Source organism: Demequina sp. NBRC 110051, from assembly GCF_002090055.1.
Lineage (GTDB): Bacteria > Actinomycetota > Actinomycetes > Actinomycetales > Demequinaceae > Demequina.
Genome location: NZ_BBRH01000007.1, coordinates 97216 through 116800 on the forward strand (window position 1 = coordinate 97216; position 19585 = coordinate 116800).

Below are 19585 nucleotides of genomic sequence, written 5' to 3' on the forward strand. Positions count from 1 at the left end.
GAGGGACGTGCGACGGCACCTTCGTCGCACCCCCGACGGAAGGAGATCGACATGACCGCGCTCGTGATCACGACGAACTACGGAGTCGAGCAGGACGAGCTCGTGAAGCCCCTCGCCGCGCTGAAGGAGGCGGGCGTGCCCGTCACCGTGGCGGCACCTGTCCTCGACCCGATCCAGACGCTCGTGGGCGACAAGGACCCCGGCGAGTCCGTCACGCCGAACCTCGCGCTCGCCGACGTGGACCCCGAGGGATACGACGTGCTCGTCATCCCCGGCGGCACCATCAACGCCGACACGCTGCGCACCCACGAGGAGGCCGTGTCACTGGTGCAGACCTTCGCGCGCGACGGCAAGACCGTCGCCGCCATCTGCCACGGGCCGTGGCTCCTCGCGGAGGCCGACGTTGCCGGCGGCAAGACCGCGACGTCCTACCCGTCGCTCGCTACCGACCTGCGCAACGCCGGAGCGACGTGGGTCGACGAGGAGCTCAAGCGCTGCGAGGCGAACGGCTGGACGCTACTCACCTCGCGCAACCCCGACGACCTGCCCGCGTTCTCCACCGCGGTGGTCGAGGCGGCGCGCTAGATAGCCACACACGGGTCAGCCCCGTCCCCGCAGGCGCTCGATCTGGCGGCGGTCCTTCTTGGTGGGCCGTCCGGCGCCGCGGTCGCGCACGCCGATGGGCGCGGGCCGTTCTGCCTTGGGCGGCGGGGGCGGGCTCTGGTCCTCATAGGCTTCCACGGCGACCGCGGCGCCCACGCGCTTCACCAGAATCTTGCGCACCACCACAATGCGTTCGCGTTCGCCGCCGCGCACCACCACCCGGTCACCTACGCGCACGGGCGTCGCCGGCTTGGCCTTGTCTCCATTGACCCGCACGTGGCCCGCCTTGCACGCCGCCGTGGCAAGCGAGCGCGACTTGGCCAGGCGCACGGCCCAGACCCACGCATCGGCCCTCGCCGTGGTCTTCTCCATCGGACCAGGGTACGGGCGCGTTGTTTGCTCCCCAGCAGGACATGAGTGTCGATCTCGGCCGTTTTTCGACACTGATGTCATGCCAGGAGACACGCGCCCCTGACTCGACACGCGCCGCCGCACACCACCCCCGTAGCCTGAGCCTCATGCAAACAGTGCTCGAGGTCATCGGCTGGGCCGGCTCCCTGCTGGTCGTCGCGTCTCTCATGCAGGCACGCGTGCTGCGCTTCAGGTGGATGAACCTGGTGGGTGCGGTCCTCGCGACGGGCTACAACGCGGCGATCGGCGTGTGGCAGTTCGCCTTCATGAACCTCGCGATCACCGTGATCGACATCTACTGGCTCACGCGCCTGTACCGCGAGCGCCACGACGCGGAGGTCTACCAGGTGCTTCCCGTCGACGCCGCCAATGCGTTCCTCCGCCACCTCCTCGACGTGCACCGCGACGACATCGCCGCGCACGCGCCATGGTTCGATGTCGCGGCCGATGCCGGCACCGCCGCCGGCGGATCTCGCCACACGTTCTTGGTCGTCAGGGGCGACGAGGCCGTGGGCGTGGTCGCCGTCACGGACGCGGGCGGGGGCGTGGGCCGGGTCGAGCTCGACTGGGTCAAGGAACGCTTCCGCGACTTCACTCCCGGCGAGTTCGTCTATCGCGAGTCGGACGTGCTCAGGTCCGCCGGCTTCGACCGGCTCGAGATCGCCCCGCGCGAGGAACTCGACGAGGAGTACCTGCGCCGAGTGGGCTTCACCATGCACGGGGATCGCTGGGCCCGCCCGGTCGCGGCGTAGACGCGTAGCGGCGTGGCCGCCGCCGCTGCGCCGCGTCCAGCCTGGGCTCGGCGCGGCACAGGCCCCCAGCGTCCGGTGCGAGACTGTCTGACGTGACCGACGCTATTCACTTCGCCTCCGACAACTACGCCTCGATCCACCCCGAGGTCCTCGCCGCGATTCAGGCCGCCGACGGCGGCCACGAGGTCGCCTACGGGGGGGATGCCACCACGGCGGCGTTCGACGAGGCCATCACGGCCACGTTCGGCGACCAGGCGCTCGGCTTCCCTGTCTTCAATGGCACGGGCGCGAACGTGGTGTCGCTCATGGCACTGAGCCCGCGCTGGGGAGGCGTGGTCGCCTCGGAGCACGCCCACATCCACGTCGACGAGAACGGGGCTCCCGAACGCGTGGGCGGGCTGAAGATTCTCGAGGTTCCCGCGCCCGACGGCCGCATCGACCCCGCCTCCCTGGACCGCTACGCCCCCGACCTGGGCGACGAGCACCGGGCCCAGCCGCTCGTGCTGTCGCTCACCCAGTCCACCGAGGTCGGCACGGTCTACAGCCAGGACCAGCTCGCGGCGCTCACGGACCGCGCCCACGCGCTCGGCATGCGCGTCCACCTCGACGGCGCGCGGGTCGCCAACGCGGCGGCGAGCCTCGGCATCGGCCTCAAGGAGGCGACCGCCGGAGCCGACGTCATCTCCTTCGGCGGCACCAAGAACGGCGCCATGCTGGGCGAGGCCGTCATCATTCTCGCCGAGGACCTCCGCGAGGAGCTCGGCCGCGACCTGCCGTTCCTGCGCAAGCAGACCATGCAGCTGGGCTCCAAGATGCGCTACGTGTCCGCCCAGCTCACGGCGCTCATGACCAGCACCGGCGCGAGCGGCGAGCCGCTGTGGCGTCGCAACGCCTCCCACGCGAACGACATGGCCGCACGCCTGCGCGCCCAGCTCGCGCCGCTGGCCGCGACCGGCACCGTCCACTTCACACAGGCCACCGAGGCCAACGCGGTGTTCGTCGAGATGCCCCGCACCCTCGCCGACACCCTGCGCGAGTCCTACCGCTTCTACGACTGGAAGCCCGGCTCCACCCCCGAAACCGTCGAGGTGCGCCTCATGTGCTCGTGGGACACGCCGCTCGAGGCCGTCGCCGGCTTCACCCAGGCGGCGCTCAAGGCGGCGGGCAGCCGATGACGGCGGGCGCCTGATGGCCGCCGCATGCCCGTGCGGCAGCGGTGTGCCGTTCGCGGACTGTTGCCGCCCCCTGCTGCGCGGCGAGCGGGAGGCGACCACGGCACAGGCCCTCATGAGGTCGCGATACACCGCCTTTGTGCGCCGCGACGCCGGCTACCTGCTGCGCACCTGGGTGCCGCAGACCCGGCCCGGGTCCGTCGAGACGGGCGGGGTGACCTGGCTGGGCCTCGAGGTGCTCGATACGACGTCCGGGCAGGCGGCCGATGCGACGGGCACCGTCACATTCGTGGCCCACTTTGACGAGGGGTCGGGTCCACAGACCCTGCGCGAGACGAGCACATTTCGGCGCATCGACGGGCGCTGGTACTACGTGGAAGGGGTCCACAGCTAAGGACTGGAGAAAAAGTCCTCCAACCGGGACCTCCCGGTTCACTTTCTGTTCACCGATCCGTCACAATGGTGGGCGTGACTGAGCCGCTTCTCCTGGCCGTCGTCGTCGCGACCGCGCTTGCGTTCGACTTCACCAACGGATTCCACGACACAGGCAACGCGATGGCAACCTCCATCGCGACGCGAGCCCTCAAGCCCAAGGCAGCCGTCATCCTCTCGGCGTCGCTCAACATGGTGGGCGCCTTCCTGTCGCTCACCGTGGCGGCGACGATCGCGACGGGGATCGTCGACGCCGGCGTCGTGACGCTCCCTGTGGTGCTCGCCGGCCTCGCCGGAGGCATCGTGTGGAACCTCGTGACGTGGCTGTTCGGGCTGCCCTCATCGTCCTCGCATGCCCTCATCGGCGGCGTGGTGGGCGCGGTGCTCGCCGCGGCCGGTACCGGTGGCGTCCAGTGGGACGGACTCACCTCGAAGGTGCTGATCCCCGCGCTCGTCGCCCCCGTGGTCGCGATCCTAGTGGGCACCATCGGCACGTGGCTCGTCGCACGCCTGACCAAGGACGTGCCTCAGGAGTCCAACGACAAGCTGTTCCGCTGGGGCCAGATCGGCTCCGCGTCGCTCGTCTCCCTCGCACACGGCACCAACGACGCGCAGAAGTCGATGGGCATCATCCTGCTCGCGCTGATCGCTGCCGGCGCCGTGCCCGAGGACTCCTCGGTGCCCTTCTGGGTCATCGTCAGCTGTGCCCTCGCGATGGCGCTCGGCACCTACACGGGCGGCTGGCGCGTGATCCGCACGCTCGGTAAGGGCCTCGTCGAGCTCGAGTCGCGTCAGGGCATGGCCGCCGAGACCTCGTCCGCGGCCGTCATCCTGCTGTCGAGCCACTTCGGCTACTCGCTGTCCACCACGCACGTCGCGACCGGCTCGATCCTGGGCTCCGGCGTCGGCATGAAGGGCTCCTCGGTGCGCTGGTCCGTCGCGGGCCGCATGTTCGCCGCGTGGCTCATCACGGTGCCATCGGCGGCACTCGTGGGAGCGATGTTCTACTGGATCGACATCTCGATCGGCGGCGGCACCCTCGGCTCGTTCGTGGTCTTCGGCCTGCTGATCGCGATCTCCTTCGCGATCTACATGTGGTCGCGCCGCAAGCCCATCAGCTCGAAGAACGTCAACGACAACTGGGACCCCGCGCAGGACTCCGAGGCGTACATCGCCGAGTCCGTGTCGGTTCACCACCCCGAGATCATGAAGGTCAAGCGCAAGCGCCTGCGCAAGGCCAAGAAGCGTCAGCAGAAGATGCTGGAGGCCGAGGCGGTTGCCGCCGAAGAGGCCGCCCGCCAGCGCGCGGCCGAGGCCCGCGATACCGACACGACCGAGCGCTAGGAGACGACCATGAGCCAATACATCGAATGGTCCGCGCTGGGACAGGTGCTGCTGTACGGCATCGTCGTCGGCGCCGGCCTGCCCACCGTCTTCGCGATCGGCGTGCGCCTGCTCGCCGGTCCCGGCGCCGTGGGTGCCGATGGCACCGTCTCGCGCGGCCGCGTCATCGGCGCGTGGACCTGCTTCGCTGTCGTCGTGATCGCGATCCTGGGCGCCGTCGCCTACATCGCGGCCGGCGGCCACTAGCCACCTTCCAGCAGACACGTCAAGACCCCCACAGCCACCATCGGGTTGCGGGGGTCTTGACGTTCTCAGGAGGAGAGGTGGGCCGACCCCGGGGGAATCCACAAGGCCCGGGGACGGCCTACCGGATTACTGACCGATGGCTGCCGAGGCCTCGGACGTGAACTGTGCGGCCGCCTCGGCCGGGCTGATCGTGTCGAACAGCACCTGCTCGTTGATGCGACCGGTGATCTCGGGCACGTCAGCCGCGCCGTTGGGCGGGGCGGGCGGGCCGTCGACGATCTCGGACTCGAGCGCCGCGAGGAACTCGGCCGCCTGCTGCTCGAGCGGGTCGAGCTGGTCGGACACCGCCGCGCGGACATCGGTGTTGGCGTTCAGACCACGGTCCGACAGGATCAGCGCGCCGGCCTCGGGGTCGTTGATGAGGAAGTCGACGAACGCCGTCGCCGCCTCGGGGTACTCGGTGTCCGCGGCGACCGAGTAGAACATGGCCGGCTTGAAGTACATGCCAGTGCGCTCAGACTCGCTCTCTCCGGGCAGGCGAAGGAGCACCAGGTCACGCCCGGCGGCACTCGAGATGGCACCCAGCTGGTTGGTCCACCACATGCCCATGGCGCCGGAGTTCGTGCCCAGCAGCGACTGCTCGGGGCCGCCTTCCGCAATCTCCACGGAGCGAGCGCCGTCGGGCATGGCGCCGGCGGCACGCAGGTCGACGAGGTGCTGCCACCACGCCTCGAGCGTGGCGTCCTCGTAGCCCAGGCTGCCGTCCTCCGCGTAGAGCGACTCTCCGTGCTGGCGGGCGTAGATGTTGAAGCCCGCCTCGTTGCCGCCGTAGTCCTGCACGCCGTAGACGTCATCGCCCAGCGCGTCCGAGATCTCGGTGCTGATCGACACGAAGTCGTCCCACGTCCAAGTCGTGTCGTCGGGCATCTCCACGCCCGCCTCCTCGAAGATCTGGGGGTCGGCGACGATCGCGTACGCGTTGATGCCGGTGGCTACGCCGGCGAGCTTGCCGTCGATGGTGCCGGACTGGATCACGCTCGGGTCAATCATGGAGGTGTCGAGACCGAGCGCCGCGAGGTCGCCCACCACGCCGCGGTTGGCGTAGTCGGTGAGGTAGCGCTCCTCCTGCGTCATCACGTCGGGGGTGTCGCCGCCGGCCACGGTGGTGGCGAGCTTGTCCCAGTAGCCGCCCCAGTCGGTGTAGTCGGGCACCACGGTGATGTCGGGGTTCTTCTCCATGAAGAGGTCGATGACCTCCTGGGTCAGCGTGTGGCGCTCGTCGGAGCCCCACCACGAGAAGCGGATCTCCGCGTTGCCGTCGCCGCCCGCGGCCTCCGAGCCGCCGTCGGCGGTGGCGCTGCCGGTCGCCTCTGGCTCCTCTTCTGGGGCGGCGCCGTTGTCGCCGCTGCAGGCGGCGAGCGTCAGCACGCCCGCGGCGAGCACCGCGCTCGAACGCCACGCCATAGTGCGCGCTCCCGTGCGATTCAGTGTCAGTCGGGTCATTGTCTTCTCCTTCACGTGGAACTTCGTTGTTCTTCGGTCGGATGCACCGGGGAAGGCGCCGTGCTACTTGATTCCCGTCGTGGCGATGCCCTTGACGAGGTACTTCTGGCCAAACAGGAAGACCAGGAAGATGGGGATGAGCGACACGATCGACATCGCGAACAGGGAGCCCCACGAGCTCTCCGAGGTCGCGTCGATGAACGTGCGCAGCGCGACCGGCACGGTGTACATGTCCGGTCGGGTCAGGAAGATCAGCTGGCTGAAGAAGTCGTTCCACGTCCAGATGAAAGTGAAGATCGCGGTGGTCGCGAGGGCCGGCAGCGACAGCGGCAGCATGATGCGGAAATAGATGCGGAAGTGGCCGCAGCCGTCGAGCCTGGCCGCCTCGTCAAGCTCACGGGGGATGCCGCGGAAGAACTGCACCATCAGGAAGATGAAGAAGGCGTCCGTGGCCAGCAGTTTGGGCACGATCAGCGGCAGGAACGTGTTGATCCAGTTGAGCTCGGAGAACAGGATGTACTGGGGCACGATGATCACGTGGATCGGCAGCATGATCGACATCAGCATGATCGCGAACCACAGGCCGCGGCCGCGGAACTCGAGCCGCGCGAAGGCGTAGGCAGCCATCGAGCAGGCCACCAGGTTGCCCACGAGCGAGCCGGCCACGATGATCGCCGAGTTCAGCAGGTAGTGGCTGAACGGGTGCAGGAGCGCATTCCACCCCTCGGTGTAGTTCTCGAGGGTCACGTCGGTGGGCCACAGCCCCGGCTCGCGGAAGATGATGGCGTCGGGCTTGAACGAGCTCGCGATCATCCACAGCAGCGGGTACAGCATCACGAGGCCGAAGGCGATCAGGCCCGCGTGCTTGAGGAGCGACCGGGTCCGCGAGCGCCAGTACGTGGGCTTTTCTTGGGGCTCGGGGTAGCGCTCCGCCATCTCGACGATGGAGGGCGTGGTCGCGGGTGCCTTGTCGCGCACGGATGACTCAGTCATTGTAGAAAACCCAATACTTGGAGACGAGGAAGTTGACGGCCGTCATGCCGGCGACGATCGCGAGTAGCAGCCACGCCATCGCGGACGCGTATCCCATGTCGAGGGACGCGAAGCCCTTTTGGTACAGGTACAGCGTGTAGAACATCGTCGAATCCGCCGGGCCGCCCGTGCCGCCACTGACCACGTAGGCCTGTGTGAACGTCTGGAAAGCGTTGATGAGCTGCAAGACCAGGTTGAAGAAGATGATGGGCGTGAGCAGCGGAATGGTGATCGAAGTGAACTGACGCCACTTGCTGGCGCCGTCGATCGACGCGGCCTCGTAGTACATCTGCGGGATCTGGCGCAGGCCGGCGAGGAAGATGATCATCGGTGCGCCGAAGGTCCAGATGTTCAGGATCATCAGGGTGCCGAGCGCATAGTCCGGGTGCGAGACCCACCCCTCGCCCTCGATGCCAAACCACGCGAGGACCGCGTTGACCAGGCCGTCCGCGCCGAACACCTGGCGCCACAGCAGCGCGATCGCAACCGATCCGCCCAAGAGCGACGGCAGGTAGTAGACCGAGCGGTAGATCGCGAGGCCCCTGAGACCCCGGTCGAGCACCAGCGCGAGCGCGAGCGCCGCGGCCAACTGCAACGGCACCGAGATCAACACGTACATGAACGTGACCTTGAGCGAGTTGATCAGTCGCGGGTCATCGAACATGCGGATGTAGTTGTCGAGGCCGATCCAGTTGGGGGCCTCGAGCAGGCTGTAGTCCGTGAACGACAGATAGGCCGATGCGGCCATGGGGCCAGCCGTGATGAGAATCAGCCCCAGGAACCACGGCCCCAAGAAGAAGATCGCGGCCTTCCCATCCCCCTTGTGAAGCGCGGACGGGCGCCGCTTGCCCTTGGGGCGGCGGACGGAACGCAGCTCAGAGACGACGGACATGCGTCACCCCCGCTGCAAGGACGCCCCCCTGGCGTCGGCTCATCGGCACAAGCATCGAATCCTCCGGATCGTCATTGATCAGGTGGCTTCACGGGACTCACGTCGTTGTGAAACCGCTTTCCGATTCAGAACGTATCACAGGTGTAACCGGTTTCCAATGGTGTACGGTCACAACTAGGAAACAGGTTTCCCGCCCTCACAGCCTCAATGAAGAGGCTGCAGCGGACGCGATTCACGATGGAGAAACGTATGCCTAAGGTCAGCCGGCCCCGCACGGCTGCGACGATCGGCGATGTGGCCGACGCCGCCGGGGTGTCGCGCGCCACGGTGTCGCGGGTCATGAACGGGCGCGCCACGGTCGCCGAGGACATCGCCGCCCGTGTGCTCGCGGTCGCCGAGGAGCTCCAGTACCGCCCGTCGAACGTGGCGCGCAGCCTGTCGCTGGGACGCACCGAGACGGTCGCGCTCGTGGTCCCCGACCTCACCAACCCGATGTTTCAGCACGTGCTCAGCGGCATCACCGACGCCGCCGCGACCCGTGGGTATCGGGTGCTCGTCGCGGATACGGCGGAGAATCCGCAGGATGAGGCCGCCATCGCGCTCGAGGCCCGCATGCGCTGCGACGCGCTCGTGCTGGTCTCGCCGCGCATGCCCCAAGAGCAGCTCACCACGCTGGTGCGCCAGGCGAGCCCCATGGTGCTCGTCAACCGCGACAGCCCCGAACCGTCCGTCCCGAGCCTCACGGTGAATTACCGAGCGGGCACCCTCGCGGTGATCCGCCACCTGGTGGACCTGGGCCACACGCGCATCGTGTACCTCGCCGGCCCCCCGCCCAGCTACGCGGATGCCCGCCGGCGCGAGGGCCTCGCCGAGGCCGCACGGATTCACCCGGGGCTCGACATCGTCGAAGTTCCCGCAGGCGCGACGGTCGCCGCAGGCTACGGCGCGCGCGACGCCGTGCTCGCGGCCCGTGCCACCGCCGTCGTGGCCTTCAACGACCTCGCCGCGTTCGGCCTGCTCGCGGCGCTGAACCAGGCGGGCGTGGCGGTGCCGGGAGACATCTCCGTCACCGGCTTCGACGACATCGAGCTCGCGCAATACTCCACCCCGTCCCTCACCACCGTGGCCGTGCCCCAGCACGAGTTGGGTCGTCACGCCTGGCAGGAGCTGTTCACCGTGATCGAGAACCAGGGCACCACCGCCTCCCCCCACACCCGGTTCGAGCCCCGCCTCGAGGTGCGCGCGAGCACGGGACCCGTGCCCCGGTCGGTGGCCGAGGGCGGCCTCGCCCCCAGCCCCGCGGGCACCGATACGCACGCGGGCGCCAGCGCGGCTGCCAGCCCGGCGACACGTACGGAAGGCCGTGGCGCATCGGCCGTCTCCCCTGCGTCCGCAGCCCCGACGGGCGTCACGCGCGACGGCGGGCCGGCCTGGCACCCCGACGGCGACGTGACCGTGCTCGAATGGCGCGGCGAGCCGCTGGCTCGGTATGAATCGGGCGCGCGATTGCCGCAGGTGCATGCGCGCCGTCCCTACCTGCACCCCGTCCACACCCTGGCCGGGCATGTGCTCACTGATGCCGCGCCGGTGGATCACCGCCATCACTACGGCGTGTCCCTCGCGGTGCCTGACGTCAACGGCACCAGCTATTGGGGCGGGCGCACGTTTGTGCGAGACGTGGGCCCTACGCTCCTCGAGAATCACGGCCAACAGGTCAGCGCGGGGCCCGTGGTCGACGGCACCGATCCGCACATCCTGCGCGACGCGGTGCGCTGGTACGACGAGAGAGACGACGCCCAACTCGAGGAGTCGCGCCGGCTGGGTGCCCACCTGCTCGCTGACGAGGACGCGTGGGCGCTGACGTGGCGCTCGGTACTGCGCGCCGAACATGGGGGCGTCACCATCGGCTCCCCTGCCACCAACGGGCGGCGCGGCGCGGGCTACGGCGGCTGGTTCTGGCGCCTGCCGCTGACGGCCGCGACCACGGTGCTCAGCCAGGGCGGCGCCGGCGAGCAGGCGGCACACGGCTCGCGCTCCCCCTGGCTCGCCTTTGTGCAGGGCGAGGGGGCCGATGCGACCACCTGGCTTGCGGTCCAGCACGGCACCGCGAGGCCCTGGTTTGTCCGCGCGGCCGAGTATCCCGGCGCCGGCCCGGCCCTTGCGTGGGACCGCCCGCTCACCATCCCCGACGGCGGCACGGTCGAGATCGGCCTCACCACCGTCCTGCTCGACCGCGCCGTGAGCCTCGAGGAGGCCGCGAGACTCGCGAGCGACGCCGCGGACGTGCGATGAGTGCGCCCGCCGCGACCGCGACCACTGCCGTACCCGTCGGCACGGCAGCCCCCGCCGTCGCGCTCGTGGGCATTCACGGCCACGGCGGCTCCCACCTGCGCCGCATCCGAGACCTCGAGGCGCGCGGTGTGGTGCGCCTCACCGCGCTCGTGGACCCGCGGCCGCTCGGCTCTGAGGACGCCCCGGAGACGGGCGGGCCCGGCGGCCCCCGGCACGGATCCGCCGCGGCCGGCGACGGCGTGCCCTGGTTCCCGACTCTGGGCGACCTGCTCTCGGCCCCCGAGCCCGAGGTTCGCCCCGACATCGTGGTGCTGTCCACCCCCATCCCCACGCATTTGCCTCTCGCGAGCGCGGCCATGCGCGCCGGGCTCGACGTGTTGCTCGAGAAGCCCACCGCGGCGTCGCTTGCCGAGCACACCGCGCTCGTGGCCGTCGCCGAGGAGACCGGACGGCTGTGCCAGGTGGGCTTCCAGACCTTCGGCTCGCACGCGCTGACGGCCGTGGAGCGCCTCATCGCCGACGGCGAGATCGGCGACGTCACGGGCGTGGGCGCCGTTGGCACGTGGGTGCGCACCGTGGGCTACTGGGAGCGCGCGCCGTGGGCGGGCAAGCGTCAGCTGGACGGCCGCGACGTGGTCGACGGGGTCGTCACGAATCCCCTGGCACACGCCGTCGCGACGGGGCTGAGGATTGCGGGAGCAACCCGTTCCGCGGACGTCGCCGGCGTGGACGTCGACCTGTACCGCGCCAACCCCATCGAGGCGGACGACACCTCCTCGGTGCGCGTCACCACGGCCGACGGGCTGCGTTGCGGCTTTGGTCTCACGCTGTGCGCGCCCGAGCGCACCCCCGCCCGCGTCCTCATCCACGGCACCCGCGGGCACATCGAGCTCGCCTACGAGACCGACCGGGTGCGCCTCATCACCGACAGCGTGGACCTCGAGAAGCAGTACGGTCGCGACGACCTGCTCGAGGACCTGGTGGCCACCCGCGCGACGCCCGGGCGCCGCCTTGCTTGCGACGTGCGCGACACCGGTGCTTTCATGCGGGTCATGGAAGCCGTCCGCACCGCCCCCGACCCGGGCGCGATCGGCGCCGCCCACATCGACTGGGTTGGCGAGGGCGACGACCGCCACCCCGTGGTGAGCGACATCGCCGCCTGGTGCGAGGAGGTCGCGGTGCAGGGCCGCACCTTCGCCGAGCTCGGGGCTCCCTGGACCCACGCGTGAGCGAGGTCGTCACCGCCCTGGTGACGATGGGTCTGGTGGTCGCCGCCGGCTGGCTGATCCAGGCGCGCGGCTGGCTCCCGCACGGCTCACGCGAAATCCTCGCGACCGTCTGCTTCTCCATCGCGAGCCCGTGCCTGCTGCTGGCAACGGTCGCCCACGCTGACCTAGGGACGCTCGCCTCGCGCGGCGCGGCCGTGACGTGGGGCACCAGCCTGGCGCTCGCCGGTGTGCTGGGTGTCATCGCGCGTTGGGGTCTGCGCCTGCCCGCCGGTCGCGCGACCATCACGGCCCTCTCGGGTTCCTACGTCAACGCCGGCAACCTGGGGCTACCGCTCGCCGTCTACCTCTTTGGCGATGCGCTCGCCGTGGTGCCGACCATGCTCGTGCAGCTCCTCGTGATGGCGCCGGTCGCGTTTGGGGTGCTGGGCCGCGCGGCCGATGCCACTCCCCTTCCCGTCGCCGCCTCGCGCTCGCGCGGCGACGCGCCCGTGCGCAAGGGGGCCCTCGCATCGGCCATCCTCAATCCCCTCACGTTGGCTTCGCTCGCGGGCCTGGTGCTCGCGCTGCTGCCGTGGTCCGTCCCCGAGGCCGCGCTCGAGCCGTTCTCCCTGGTAGGCGCGGCCGCTCCCCCGCTCGCGCTGTTGACGCTCGGCATGTCGTTGGCGAAGGACGTGCGGATGGCCGATGGGCCGGCTAAGTCCGGTGTCGACGGCACCTTGGCGGCGGGGTCGGATGGGTCGACGGGGCTGGCGGCGCCGTTGGGGCTCGCAATCGTTGCCCGCGCGGTGGTGCACGCGGCGCTCACGTGGGCGGTGGGATCGCTCGCCGGGCTTGAAGGGACCGCGCTGACGATGGTGGTCGCAATGGCTGCGCTGCCCACCGCACAGAACGTGGTGGTCTACGCCAACCGGTACCGCTGCTCGGTCGATGTGGCCTCGCGAGCCTGCGTGGCGACCACGGCGCTGTGCGGGCCGGTGCTCGTGGTGGTCTCCGCGGTCGTGTGACGCGGCCGCTGCGTCCTGCGAGTCGTTCAGTGCCCGATTTCGGCCGCTTCCGCGCACTGGATCGCTCCTGGGACGCCGCGCGGCGAGCGCCCTGTCGCCAGGCAAAGCAAAAGGCCCCCGGGGTGTCCCGGGGGCCTTTCATCACGTGCGCGAGGGGGGAGTTGAACCCCCACGCCCTTTCGGGCACACGGACCTGAACCGTGCGCGTCTGCCTATTCCGCCACTCGCGCGTGCCGGGCAACTTTAGCACGACTCAGAGGCACTATACGATTCCCCATATGGGAGTCCTGGATCGCTTCGAAAAGCGCGTCGAGAACGCCGTGCAAGGAGCCTTCGCGCGGACCTTCAAGTCGGGGGTCAAGCCGGTGGAGATCGCGTCCGCTGTGCGGCGTGAATGCGACGCGCGCGCCGCCGCCGTCGACCGCAACCGTACTGTCGCGCCCAACGAGTACTCGATCGCGCTGAGCGCCACCGATCACGAGGCCATTAGCCAGTGGGGCGACGAGGCGCTCGCGCACGAGATCGAGGAGGCGCTGCGCGATCACGCTCGCCAGCAGCGTTACTCCTTTGTGGGCTCGGTCAAGGTGGCCTTCGAGGAGGACGAGTCGCTCGCGACCGGCCGCCTAGCCGTGACGAGCCGGTCCACGCGCGGCCCCGTCGCCCCCGCGACCGAGCGCGACGACCGCTCGCGCTACCCGCTTATCGACATCGACGGCCAGCGCTATCACCTGACGGGAGAGATGACGGTGATCGGACGCGGGTCCGAATCGGACATCGTGCTCGACGACACCGGCGTGTCGCGTCAGCACTGCCGGTTCGAGATCACCGAGCACGGCACGATCCTCACGGATTTGGGCTCGACCAATGGCACGATGGTCGAGGACCAGCGCGTCAGCGAGGTCACGTTGCTCGACGGCAATGCGATCACCGTGGGCCGCACGACGATCATGTACTGGGACGCGGTCCCTGCCGAAGAGGACAGTTGATTCGATGAGCGAAATCTCGATCACCCTCCTGCGCTTCGGGTTCCTCATCCTGTTGTGGGCCCTCGTGCTGGCGGCGATCGGAGTCCTGCGCGCCGACCTGTACGGCACGCGGGTGACCTCTCGCGGGCGCGGCCGCAATGCACGGCCCCGTCCTGATGCACGCACCAACAAGACCGCGGCGCCGTCTCGCGCGGGCACCGGCGTGCGCGCTGGCGCGATCAACACGCATGCATCCGCGGCCGGCCACCTCGCGGTGACCTCCGGCCCCCTCAAGGGCACCGTCATTCCGCTGGGCTCTGCGCCTGTCCTCATCGGCCGCTCCCCCACGTGCACGCTCGTGATCGACGACGACTACTGCTCGGCGAAGCACTGCCGGGTCTACCCCGAGGGTGATTCGTGGCGCGTCGAGGACCTGGGCTCCACCAACGGCACCTACCTCGACAATCAGCGAGTGGGTGACCCGATGCCGTTCAAGCGAGGGGACCACCTGCGGCTGGGTGCGACCACGCTTGAACTGAGGAGCTGACGCGTGTTCCTCACCCTCCACTTTGCGGCACGGTCCGACGTCGGACTCGTGCGCGCCAACAACCAGGACTCCGCCTTCGCCGGCCCCCACCTGCTGGTGGTTGCGGACGGCATGGGCGGCGCCGCCGGCGGCGACATCGCGTCGTCCGTCGCGGTAGGCAGGCTCGCCGCGCTCGACGGCGAGTCCCACGGTCCCGACGAGGCCCTCGACGAGCTCAAGCAGGCCATCGCGGACGCACACGCCGAGATCGTTGAGCGCGCCGCGAACGACCCCGAGCTCTCGGGCCTCGGCACCACGGTGACCGCACTCCTGCGCGCGGGCAGCTCGCTGTCCATGGCGCACATCGGCGACTCGCGCGCCTACCTGCTGCGCGACGGTACCCTGGATCAGGTCACCACCGACCACAGCTTTGTGCAGCACCTGGTCGACACCGGCCGCCTCAGCGCGGCCGATGCCGAGAACCACCCCAAGCGCTCCATGCTGTTGCGCGTCCTGGGCGACGTCGACGCCGATGTGCCCGTCGACATCTCGGTGCGCGAGACCCGCGCGGGCGACCGCTGGATGCTGTGTTCCGACGGGCTCTCGGGCGTGGTCAGCCGCGACACCATCGCGAAAACCCTCGCCGAGGTTGAAGACCCCGGCGACTGCGCCGATGCCCTGGTGGGCCTGGCGCTCTCGGCCGGCGCCCCGGACAACGTCACATGCATCGTGGCCGACGTGGTCGACATCGACGCCCAGCCCGACGGCATCGGCCCGCCGTCCTCGACCCAGATTGTGGGCGCCGCCGCAACCGACCGCCACCGCCCCACCGCGGGCGGAACGGGCGCGGCGGGACGCGCCGCACGTCTGCAGACGCGCACTCCCGAGCCGGACGAGGACGAGCAGCCCAGCCGGCGCTCCAAGGCGTGGACCAGGGCTAAGCCCTGGGTCCTGCCCCTCATCGCCCTCCTCGTCGTGGTGGGCGGCGCCTGGGGCGCCTACCTGTGGACGCAGACGCAGTACTTCGTGGGCTCCGACGGCCTCAATGTCGCCATCTACCAGGGCATACCCCAGGATCTTCCGTTCGTGGAGCTGGAGACGCTCGTCGAGGACACGGGCATCCCCGTCGCGACGCTCGAGCCGTATCAGCAGCAGCGTATCGAGGCGACCATCCGCGCGGGCAGCCTTGAGGAGGCCCAGGGGATCGTCGCCTCCCTCGACGTAGTCGAGCCGGTGACGACCCCGAGCCCCACCCCCAGCCCGTCCGCGAGCGCCTCCACGGAGCCCAGCCCCGCGCCCACGGCGACCGCGACCCCCAGCCCGGCCACGGCATCGGCCGCCTCCACGGACAGTGGAGACGCCTAAGTGGCGACCGTCTCCGAGGTCTCCGTCCGCTCGGGACGCCGCAGCGAACTGACGCTGCTGGCGCTCGCGTGGGTGATCATCGTGCTCGCGCTGGCGCTGGTCGACTATCACGCGGCCTACCTCGAGTTGGTCGACATCGGCATCTACGGTGCGGCCGTGGCGGCACTGATGCTCGCCGCGCACGTGACGCTGCGCCGCGTGGCCCCGGCCGCCGACCCCGTGCTGCTGCCCGCCGTGTTCGCGCTCAACGGCGTGGGGATCGCGGAGATCCGCCGCATCGACTACGCCGAGGACACCAGCTTCGGCACGCAGCAGATGATCTGGGCGGTGCTGGGCGTCACCATCATGATCGGCGTGCTGCTGGTCATCCGCGACCACCGCAAGCTGCGCCGCTACACGTACACCGCGGGCGTGGTGGGCCTCATCCTCTACCTGCTGCCGCTCGTCCCGGGCCTCGGCGTGACCATCAACGGCGCACGCATCTGGGTCTCGATCGGCGGCAACTCCCTGCAGCCGGGCGAGTTCGCGAAGATCGCGCTCGTCATCTTCTTCGCCGGCTACCTGGTGACCAATCGCGATACCCTCGCGCTCGCCGGACCCAAGGTGCTCGGCATGCGCTTCCCGCGCGTGCGCGACATGGGGCCGCTGCTCATCGTGTGGCTCGCCGCGATGCTGATCATGGTCTACGAGCGCGACCTGGGCGCCTCACTGCTGTTCTTCTCGATCTTCCTGGGGATGCTCTACGTCGCGACGCAGCGGTTCAGCTGGGTCGCGATCGGCATGAGCATGTTCTTTGTGGGCGGCGCGTTTGCCGCGCTCACCGTTCCGCACGTACGCAGCCGGTTCGAGGCATGGCTCCATGCGCTGGACGCGGACGTGTACTCGTCTGGGACGTCGGAGCAGCTGGTGCGCGGGCTGTTCGGCATGGCGTCGGGCGGCCTGTTCGGCACCGGCCTGGGCGAGGGCCGCCCCGATCTGGTGCCCTACGCCGAGTCCGACTTCATCATCGCTTCCCTGGGTGAGGAGCTGGGCCTCACCGGGCTGATGGCGATCCTGACGCTCTACATCATCATCGTGCAGCGCGCGTTCCGTACCTCGATCGGCGTGCGCGACGGGTTCGGCAAGCTGCTGGCCGCGGGCCTGGGCGTCACGATCGCGGTGCAGGTGTTCATCGTGGTGGGCGGCGTCACCCGCGTCATCCCGCTCACGGGCCTCACCGCACCCTTCCTCGCCTACGGTGGTTCGTCCCTGCTGGCCAACTGGCTGGTGATCGCGCTGTTGCTGCGCGTCTCGGATCAGGCCAGGCGTTCGAGTGAGGAGGTGACCGCATGAACGAGCCCGCCCGCCGCGTGTCCGTCGTGGTCCTTATCCTCTTCCTCGCCCTCATGGCTGCCGCCTCGTGGATCCAGGTCGTCAACGAGGAGAACCTCAGCCAGGACCCGCGCAACGTGCGCACCCTGTACCGCGAGTACGGCAACTTCCGTGGGCCGCTCGTGGTCGACGGCGAGTCCGTGGTGTGGTCGGCGCCGTCCAACGACTCCTTCAACTACCAGCGCACGTACGCCGACGGATCGCTCTACGCTGCCGCGACGGGCTTCTACTCGATTGTGTACGGGCGCTCCGGTTTGGAGCAGACCGAGAACGAGCTGCTGGGCGGCAGCGCCGACTCCCTGTTCTGGACGCGCCTGGGCAACCTGTTCTCCGGTGAGCAGCAGCAGGGCGCCTCGGTGGAACTCACGCTGAGCTCGACCCTCCAGCAGGTGGCCGCCGAGCAATTGGGTGACCAGCGCGGCGCCGTGGTGGCGCTGCAGCCCCAGACGGGCGAGATCCTCGCGATGGTCACGAGCCCCACCTACGACCCCGCCCTGCTGGCCGGTCACGACTCCTCGGTGGTCAACGAGAACTATCAGTCGCTCCTGAACCAGGACGACGGGCCCCTCATCAACCGAGCCATCGCGGGCGACACCTACCCGCCGGGCTCCACGTTCAAGCTCATCGACGCGGCGGCGGCGCTCGAGGCGGGCTACGAGCCCGACACCGAGCTGTACGCCCCGACGGAGCTCGATCTTCCCGAGAGTTCAAACACGATCGGCAACTACGGCGGCGAGGCGTGCTCCGCTGACGACGCGATCACGCTCGAGGACGCGCTGCGCATCAGCTGCAACACCGCGTTCGCCGACTTGGGTATGACGTTGCAATGGGAGGTCATCGAGCGCAAGGCCGAGGCCTTCGGCTGGACGCAGAAGATCGAGATGCCGCTGTCGGTCACCGCCTCGCGCCTGCCCGAGGACCCCGACGAGGCGCAGACGGCGATGAGCGCCATCGGCCAATACGACGTGCGCTCCACACCGCTGCAGATGGCGATGGTCGCAGCCGCGATCGCGAACGACGGCACGCTCATGACGCCCTACCTTGTCGATTCGGTGCGCGCGCCCGACCTGCAGGTGATCGACGTCACCGAGCCCGAGGTCTTCTCCACCCCCATGACCCAGACGGATGCAAACACCCTGACGGACATGATGGTGACCGTGGTGAATGACGGCACCGGACGCGCCGCGCGCATCGATGGCGTCGACGTCGCCGGTAAGACGGGCACAGCCGAGACCGGCCAGGGCACCCCTCCCCACGCCTGGTTCGTGTCCTTCGCCCCCGCGGATGACCCGGTGGTGGCGGTCGCGGTGGTCGTCGAGAACGGCGGCTCTGTGGGCTCCGAGGCGACCGGCGGCCAGGTCGCCGCCCCGATCGCGAAGGCCGTCATGCGCGAGGCCATCCGCCTGGACCAGGAGGGCGACCTATGACCCTTCACGCCGGCACCACCCTGGGCGGCCGCTACGTGCTGCGTTCCCTGCTTGCCGTGGGCGGCATGGGCGAGGTGTGGCGCGGAGAGGACAGCGAACTGGACCGCCCCGTGGCGATCAAGGTGCTCAAGGAGCACGCCGCCGCCAACGAGACCTTTCTCAAGCGCTTCCACAACGAGGCGCGCAACGCCGCGGGCCTGTTGCACGACAACATCGCGCAGGTCTACGACTACGGCGACCACGACGACACCGCGTATTTGGTGATGGAGCTGGTCGAGGGCGAGTCGCTCGCGACCATCCTTGAGCGCGAGCGCACCCTCGCCGAGCCCCGCCTGGCCCACATCATGGTGGAGACCGCGCGCGGCCTGGCCGTCGCGCACGCCGCGGGCATCATGCACCGCGACATCAAGCCCGGAAACCTGCTGGTGCGCGAGGGCGACCGTGTGAAGATCACCGACTTCGGCGTCTCGCGCTCGATGGACCAGACCACCCTCACCCAGACCGGCATGGTGATGGGCACCGCCCAGTACCTCGCCCCCGAGATGGCGCTGGGCAAGCCGGCCACACCCGCCTCCGACCTCTACGCGCTGGGCATCATCGCCTACGAGGCCGTCAACGGAAAGCGCCCCTTCTCCGCCCCGGCCGCCGTCGACATCGCCATCGCGCACGTCAACGAGGCCGTGCCGCCTCTACCCGCGACGGTCTCGGCCCCCATGAACGCGCTCATCATGGACCTGCTCGACAAGAACCCCAAGCGGCGCCCGCATGACGCCCGGGCGCTCATCGACCGCATCCGCAGCCTGCCGCTGAGCGAGGACGCCCCCCACGCGAGTACCGCGGACAACGCCAACCCGGCCACGGCATCGGCCCCCGAAACGGGCCGCACACGCTCGGGCTCGACGCGGCGCGCCATGCCCCCCTCCATCGCGCCGCGCTCGTACCGGCCGCGCCCCGACACCCCGAGGCGCCGATGAGCGCCACATCACGGAACGCTAACGGTCGCGTGCGACCTGGAACAA

General features: G+C 69.7%; 19 protein-coding genes and 1 tRNA gene. 15 read left to right on the forward strand and 5 right to left on the reverse strand.

Annotated elements, in window-relative coordinates:
* The first annotated feature begins 51 nt into the window (after nt 1-51).
* Nucleotides 52-585: a type 1 glutamine amidotransferase domain-containing protein gene (locus B7K20_RS02005; RefSeq protein WP_084099853.1), complete on the forward strand. Its 534-nt coding sequence runs from the start codon at nt 52-54 to the stop codon at nt 583-585.
* Between the two features lie 15 nt (nt 586-600).
* Here the strand turns inward: B7K20_RS02005 and B7K20_RS02010 are convergent, their stop codons facing one another.
* Complete coding sequence (locus tag B7K20_RS02010) at nt 601-975, reverse strand: RNA-binding S4 domain-containing protein (protein ID WP_200809006.1); 375 nt, start codon at nt 973-975, stop codon at nt 601-603.
* 146 nt (nt 976-1121) lie between these two features.
* Between B7K20_RS02010 and B7K20_RS02015 the strand changes: the two genes are divergently transcribed.
* From B7K20_RS02015 to B7K20_RS02035, 5 genes are all read left to right on the forward strand, one after another.
* Nucleotides 1122-1766 (forward strand): hypothetical protein, encoded by a 645-nt coding sequence (locus B7K20_RS02015; RefSeq protein ID WP_084099855.1) that lies wholly within the window; start codon nt 1122-1124, stop codon nt 1764-1766.
* Nucleotides 1767-1858: 92 nt separating this feature from the next.
* Nucleotides 1859-2941 (forward strand): low specificity L-threonine aldolase, encoded by a 1083-nt coding sequence (locus B7K20_RS02020; protein WP_234985668.1) that lies wholly within the window; start codon nt 1859-1861, stop codon nt 2939-2941.
* A gap of 13 nt (nt 2942-2954) precedes the next feature.
* Nucleotides 2955-3332 (forward strand): YchJ family protein, encoded by a 378-nt coding sequence (locus tag B7K20_RS02025; protein ID WP_084099857.1) that lies wholly within the window; start codon nt 2955-2957, stop codon nt 3330-3332.
* Between the two features lie 65 nt (nt 3333-3397).
* Nucleotides 3398-4714, forward strand: a complete 1317-nt coding sequence (locus B7K20_RS02030) for an inorganic phosphate transporter (protein ID WP_084099858.1) — start codon at nt 3398-3400, stop codon at nt 4712-4714.
* A gap of 9 nt (nt 4715-4723) precedes the next feature.
* The gene (locus B7K20_RS02035) at nt 4724-4960 is read left to right on the forward strand and encodes a hypothetical protein (protein WP_084099859.1); all 237 of its coding nucleotides are present in this window, start codon (nt 4724-4726) and stop codon (nt 4958-4960) included.
* Nucleotides 4961-5086: 126 nt separating this feature from the next.
* On the opposite strand, the gene B7K20_RS02040 is transcribed toward B7K20_RS02035, so the two are convergent.
* The 3 genes from B7K20_RS02040 to B7K20_RS02050 all read right to left on the reverse strand — a co-directional run bounded on the left by B7K20_RS02040 (nt 5087) and on the right by B7K20_RS02050 (nt 8387).
* Nucleotides 5087-6463, reverse strand: a complete 1377-nt coding sequence (locus B7K20_RS02040; protein ID WP_234985670.1) for an ABC transporter substrate-binding protein — start codon at nt 6461-6463, stop codon at nt 5087-5089.
* Between the two features lie 63 nt (nt 6464-6526).
* Complete coding sequence (locus tag B7K20_RS02045; RefSeq protein WP_084100049.1) at nt 6527-7399, reverse strand: carbohydrate ABC transporter permease; 873 nt, start codon at nt 7397-7399, stop codon at nt 6527-6529.
* Nucleotides 7400-7448: 49 nt separating this feature from the next.
* Nucleotides 7449-8387 carry a carbohydrate ABC transporter permease gene (locus B7K20_RS02050; RefSeq protein WP_084099860.1) on the reverse strand — a complete coding sequence of 313 codons (939 nt, stop codon included), beginning with the start codon at nt 8385-8387 and terminating at the stop codon, nt 7449-7451.
* 249 nt (nt 8388-8636) lie between these two features.
* Here B7K20_RS02050 and B7K20_RS02055 point away from each other — a divergent pair, with 249 nt between their 5' ends.
* Genes B7K20_RS02055 through B7K20_RS02065 form a run of 3 tightly spaced genes read left to right on the forward strand, consistent with a single transcriptional unit; the run spans nt 8637 to nt 12912 of the window.
* The gene (locus tag B7K20_RS02055; protein ID WP_144018484.1) at nt 8637-10679 is read left to right on the forward strand and encodes a DUF6807 family protein; all 2043 of its coding nucleotides are present in this window, start codon (nt 8637-8639) and stop codon (nt 10677-10679) included.
* Entirely contained in the window at nt 10676-11908 is a 1233-nt protein-coding gene (locus B7K20_RS02060) for a Gfo/Idh/MocA family protein (RefSeq protein ID WP_084099861.1), read from the forward strand. Before B7K20_RS02055 ends, B7K20_RS02060 begins: the two co-directional genes overlap by 4 nt.
* Nucleotides 11905-12912 (forward strand): AEC family transporter, encoded by a 1008-nt coding sequence (locus B7K20_RS02065; protein WP_084099862.1) that lies wholly within the window; start codon nt 11905-11907, stop codon nt 12910-12912. Before B7K20_RS02060 ends, B7K20_RS02065 begins: the two co-directional genes overlap by 4 nt.
* A gap of 146 nt (nt 12913-13058) precedes the next feature.
* Here B7K20_RS02065 and B7K20_RS02070 read toward each other — a convergent pair.
* Nucleotides 13059-13142, reverse strand: a tRNA-Leu gene (locus tag B7K20_RS02070).
* 48 nt (nt 13143-13190) lie between these two features.
* On the opposite strand from B7K20_RS02070, the gene B7K20_RS02075 reads away from it, so the two are divergent.
* From B7K20_RS02075 to B7K20_RS02100, 6 genes are read left to right on the forward strand one after another with little or no spacing between them, the layout of a single operon-like run.
* The gene (locus B7K20_RS02075) at nt 13191-13898 is read left to right on the forward strand and encodes a DUF3662 and FHA domain-containing protein (RefSeq protein WP_084099863.1); all 708 of its coding nucleotides are present in this window, start codon (nt 13191-13193) and stop codon (nt 13896-13898) included.
* Nucleotides 13899-13902: 4 nt separating this feature from the next.
* Nucleotides 13903-14424: an FHA domain-containing protein gene (locus B7K20_RS02080; RefSeq protein WP_084099864.1), complete on the forward strand. Its 522-nt coding sequence runs from the start codon at nt 13903-13905 to the stop codon at nt 14422-14424.
* Nucleotides 14425-14427: 3 nt separating this feature from the next.
* Nucleotides 14428-15768 carry a PP2C family serine/threonine-protein phosphatase gene (locus B7K20_RS02085; RefSeq protein ID WP_084099865.1) on the forward strand — a complete coding sequence of 447 codons (1341 nt, stop codon included), beginning with the start codon at nt 14428-14430 and terminating at the stop codon, nt 15766-15768.
* Nucleotides 15769-17100 carry an FtsW/RodA/SpoVE family cell cycle protein gene (locus tag B7K20_RS02090; protein WP_084099866.1) on the forward strand — a complete coding sequence of 444 codons (1332 nt, stop codon included), beginning with the start codon at nt 15769-15771 and terminating at the stop codon, nt 17098-17100.
* Nucleotides 17097-18566 (forward strand): penicillin-binding protein 2, encoded by a 1470-nt coding sequence (locus B7K20_RS02095; protein WP_084099867.1) that lies wholly within the window; start codon nt 17097-17099, stop codon nt 18564-18566. The genes B7K20_RS02090 and B7K20_RS02095 overlap by 4 nt, the downstream gene beginning before the upstream one ends.
* Nucleotides 18563-19540 (forward strand): serine/threonine-protein kinase, encoded by a 978-nt coding sequence (locus tag B7K20_RS02100; RefSeq protein ID WP_084099868.1) that lies wholly within the window; start codon nt 18563-18565, stop codon nt 19538-19540. The genes B7K20_RS02095 and B7K20_RS02100 overlap by 4 nt, the downstream gene beginning before the upstream one ends.
* Nucleotides 19541-19585: the final 45 nt, after the last annotated feature.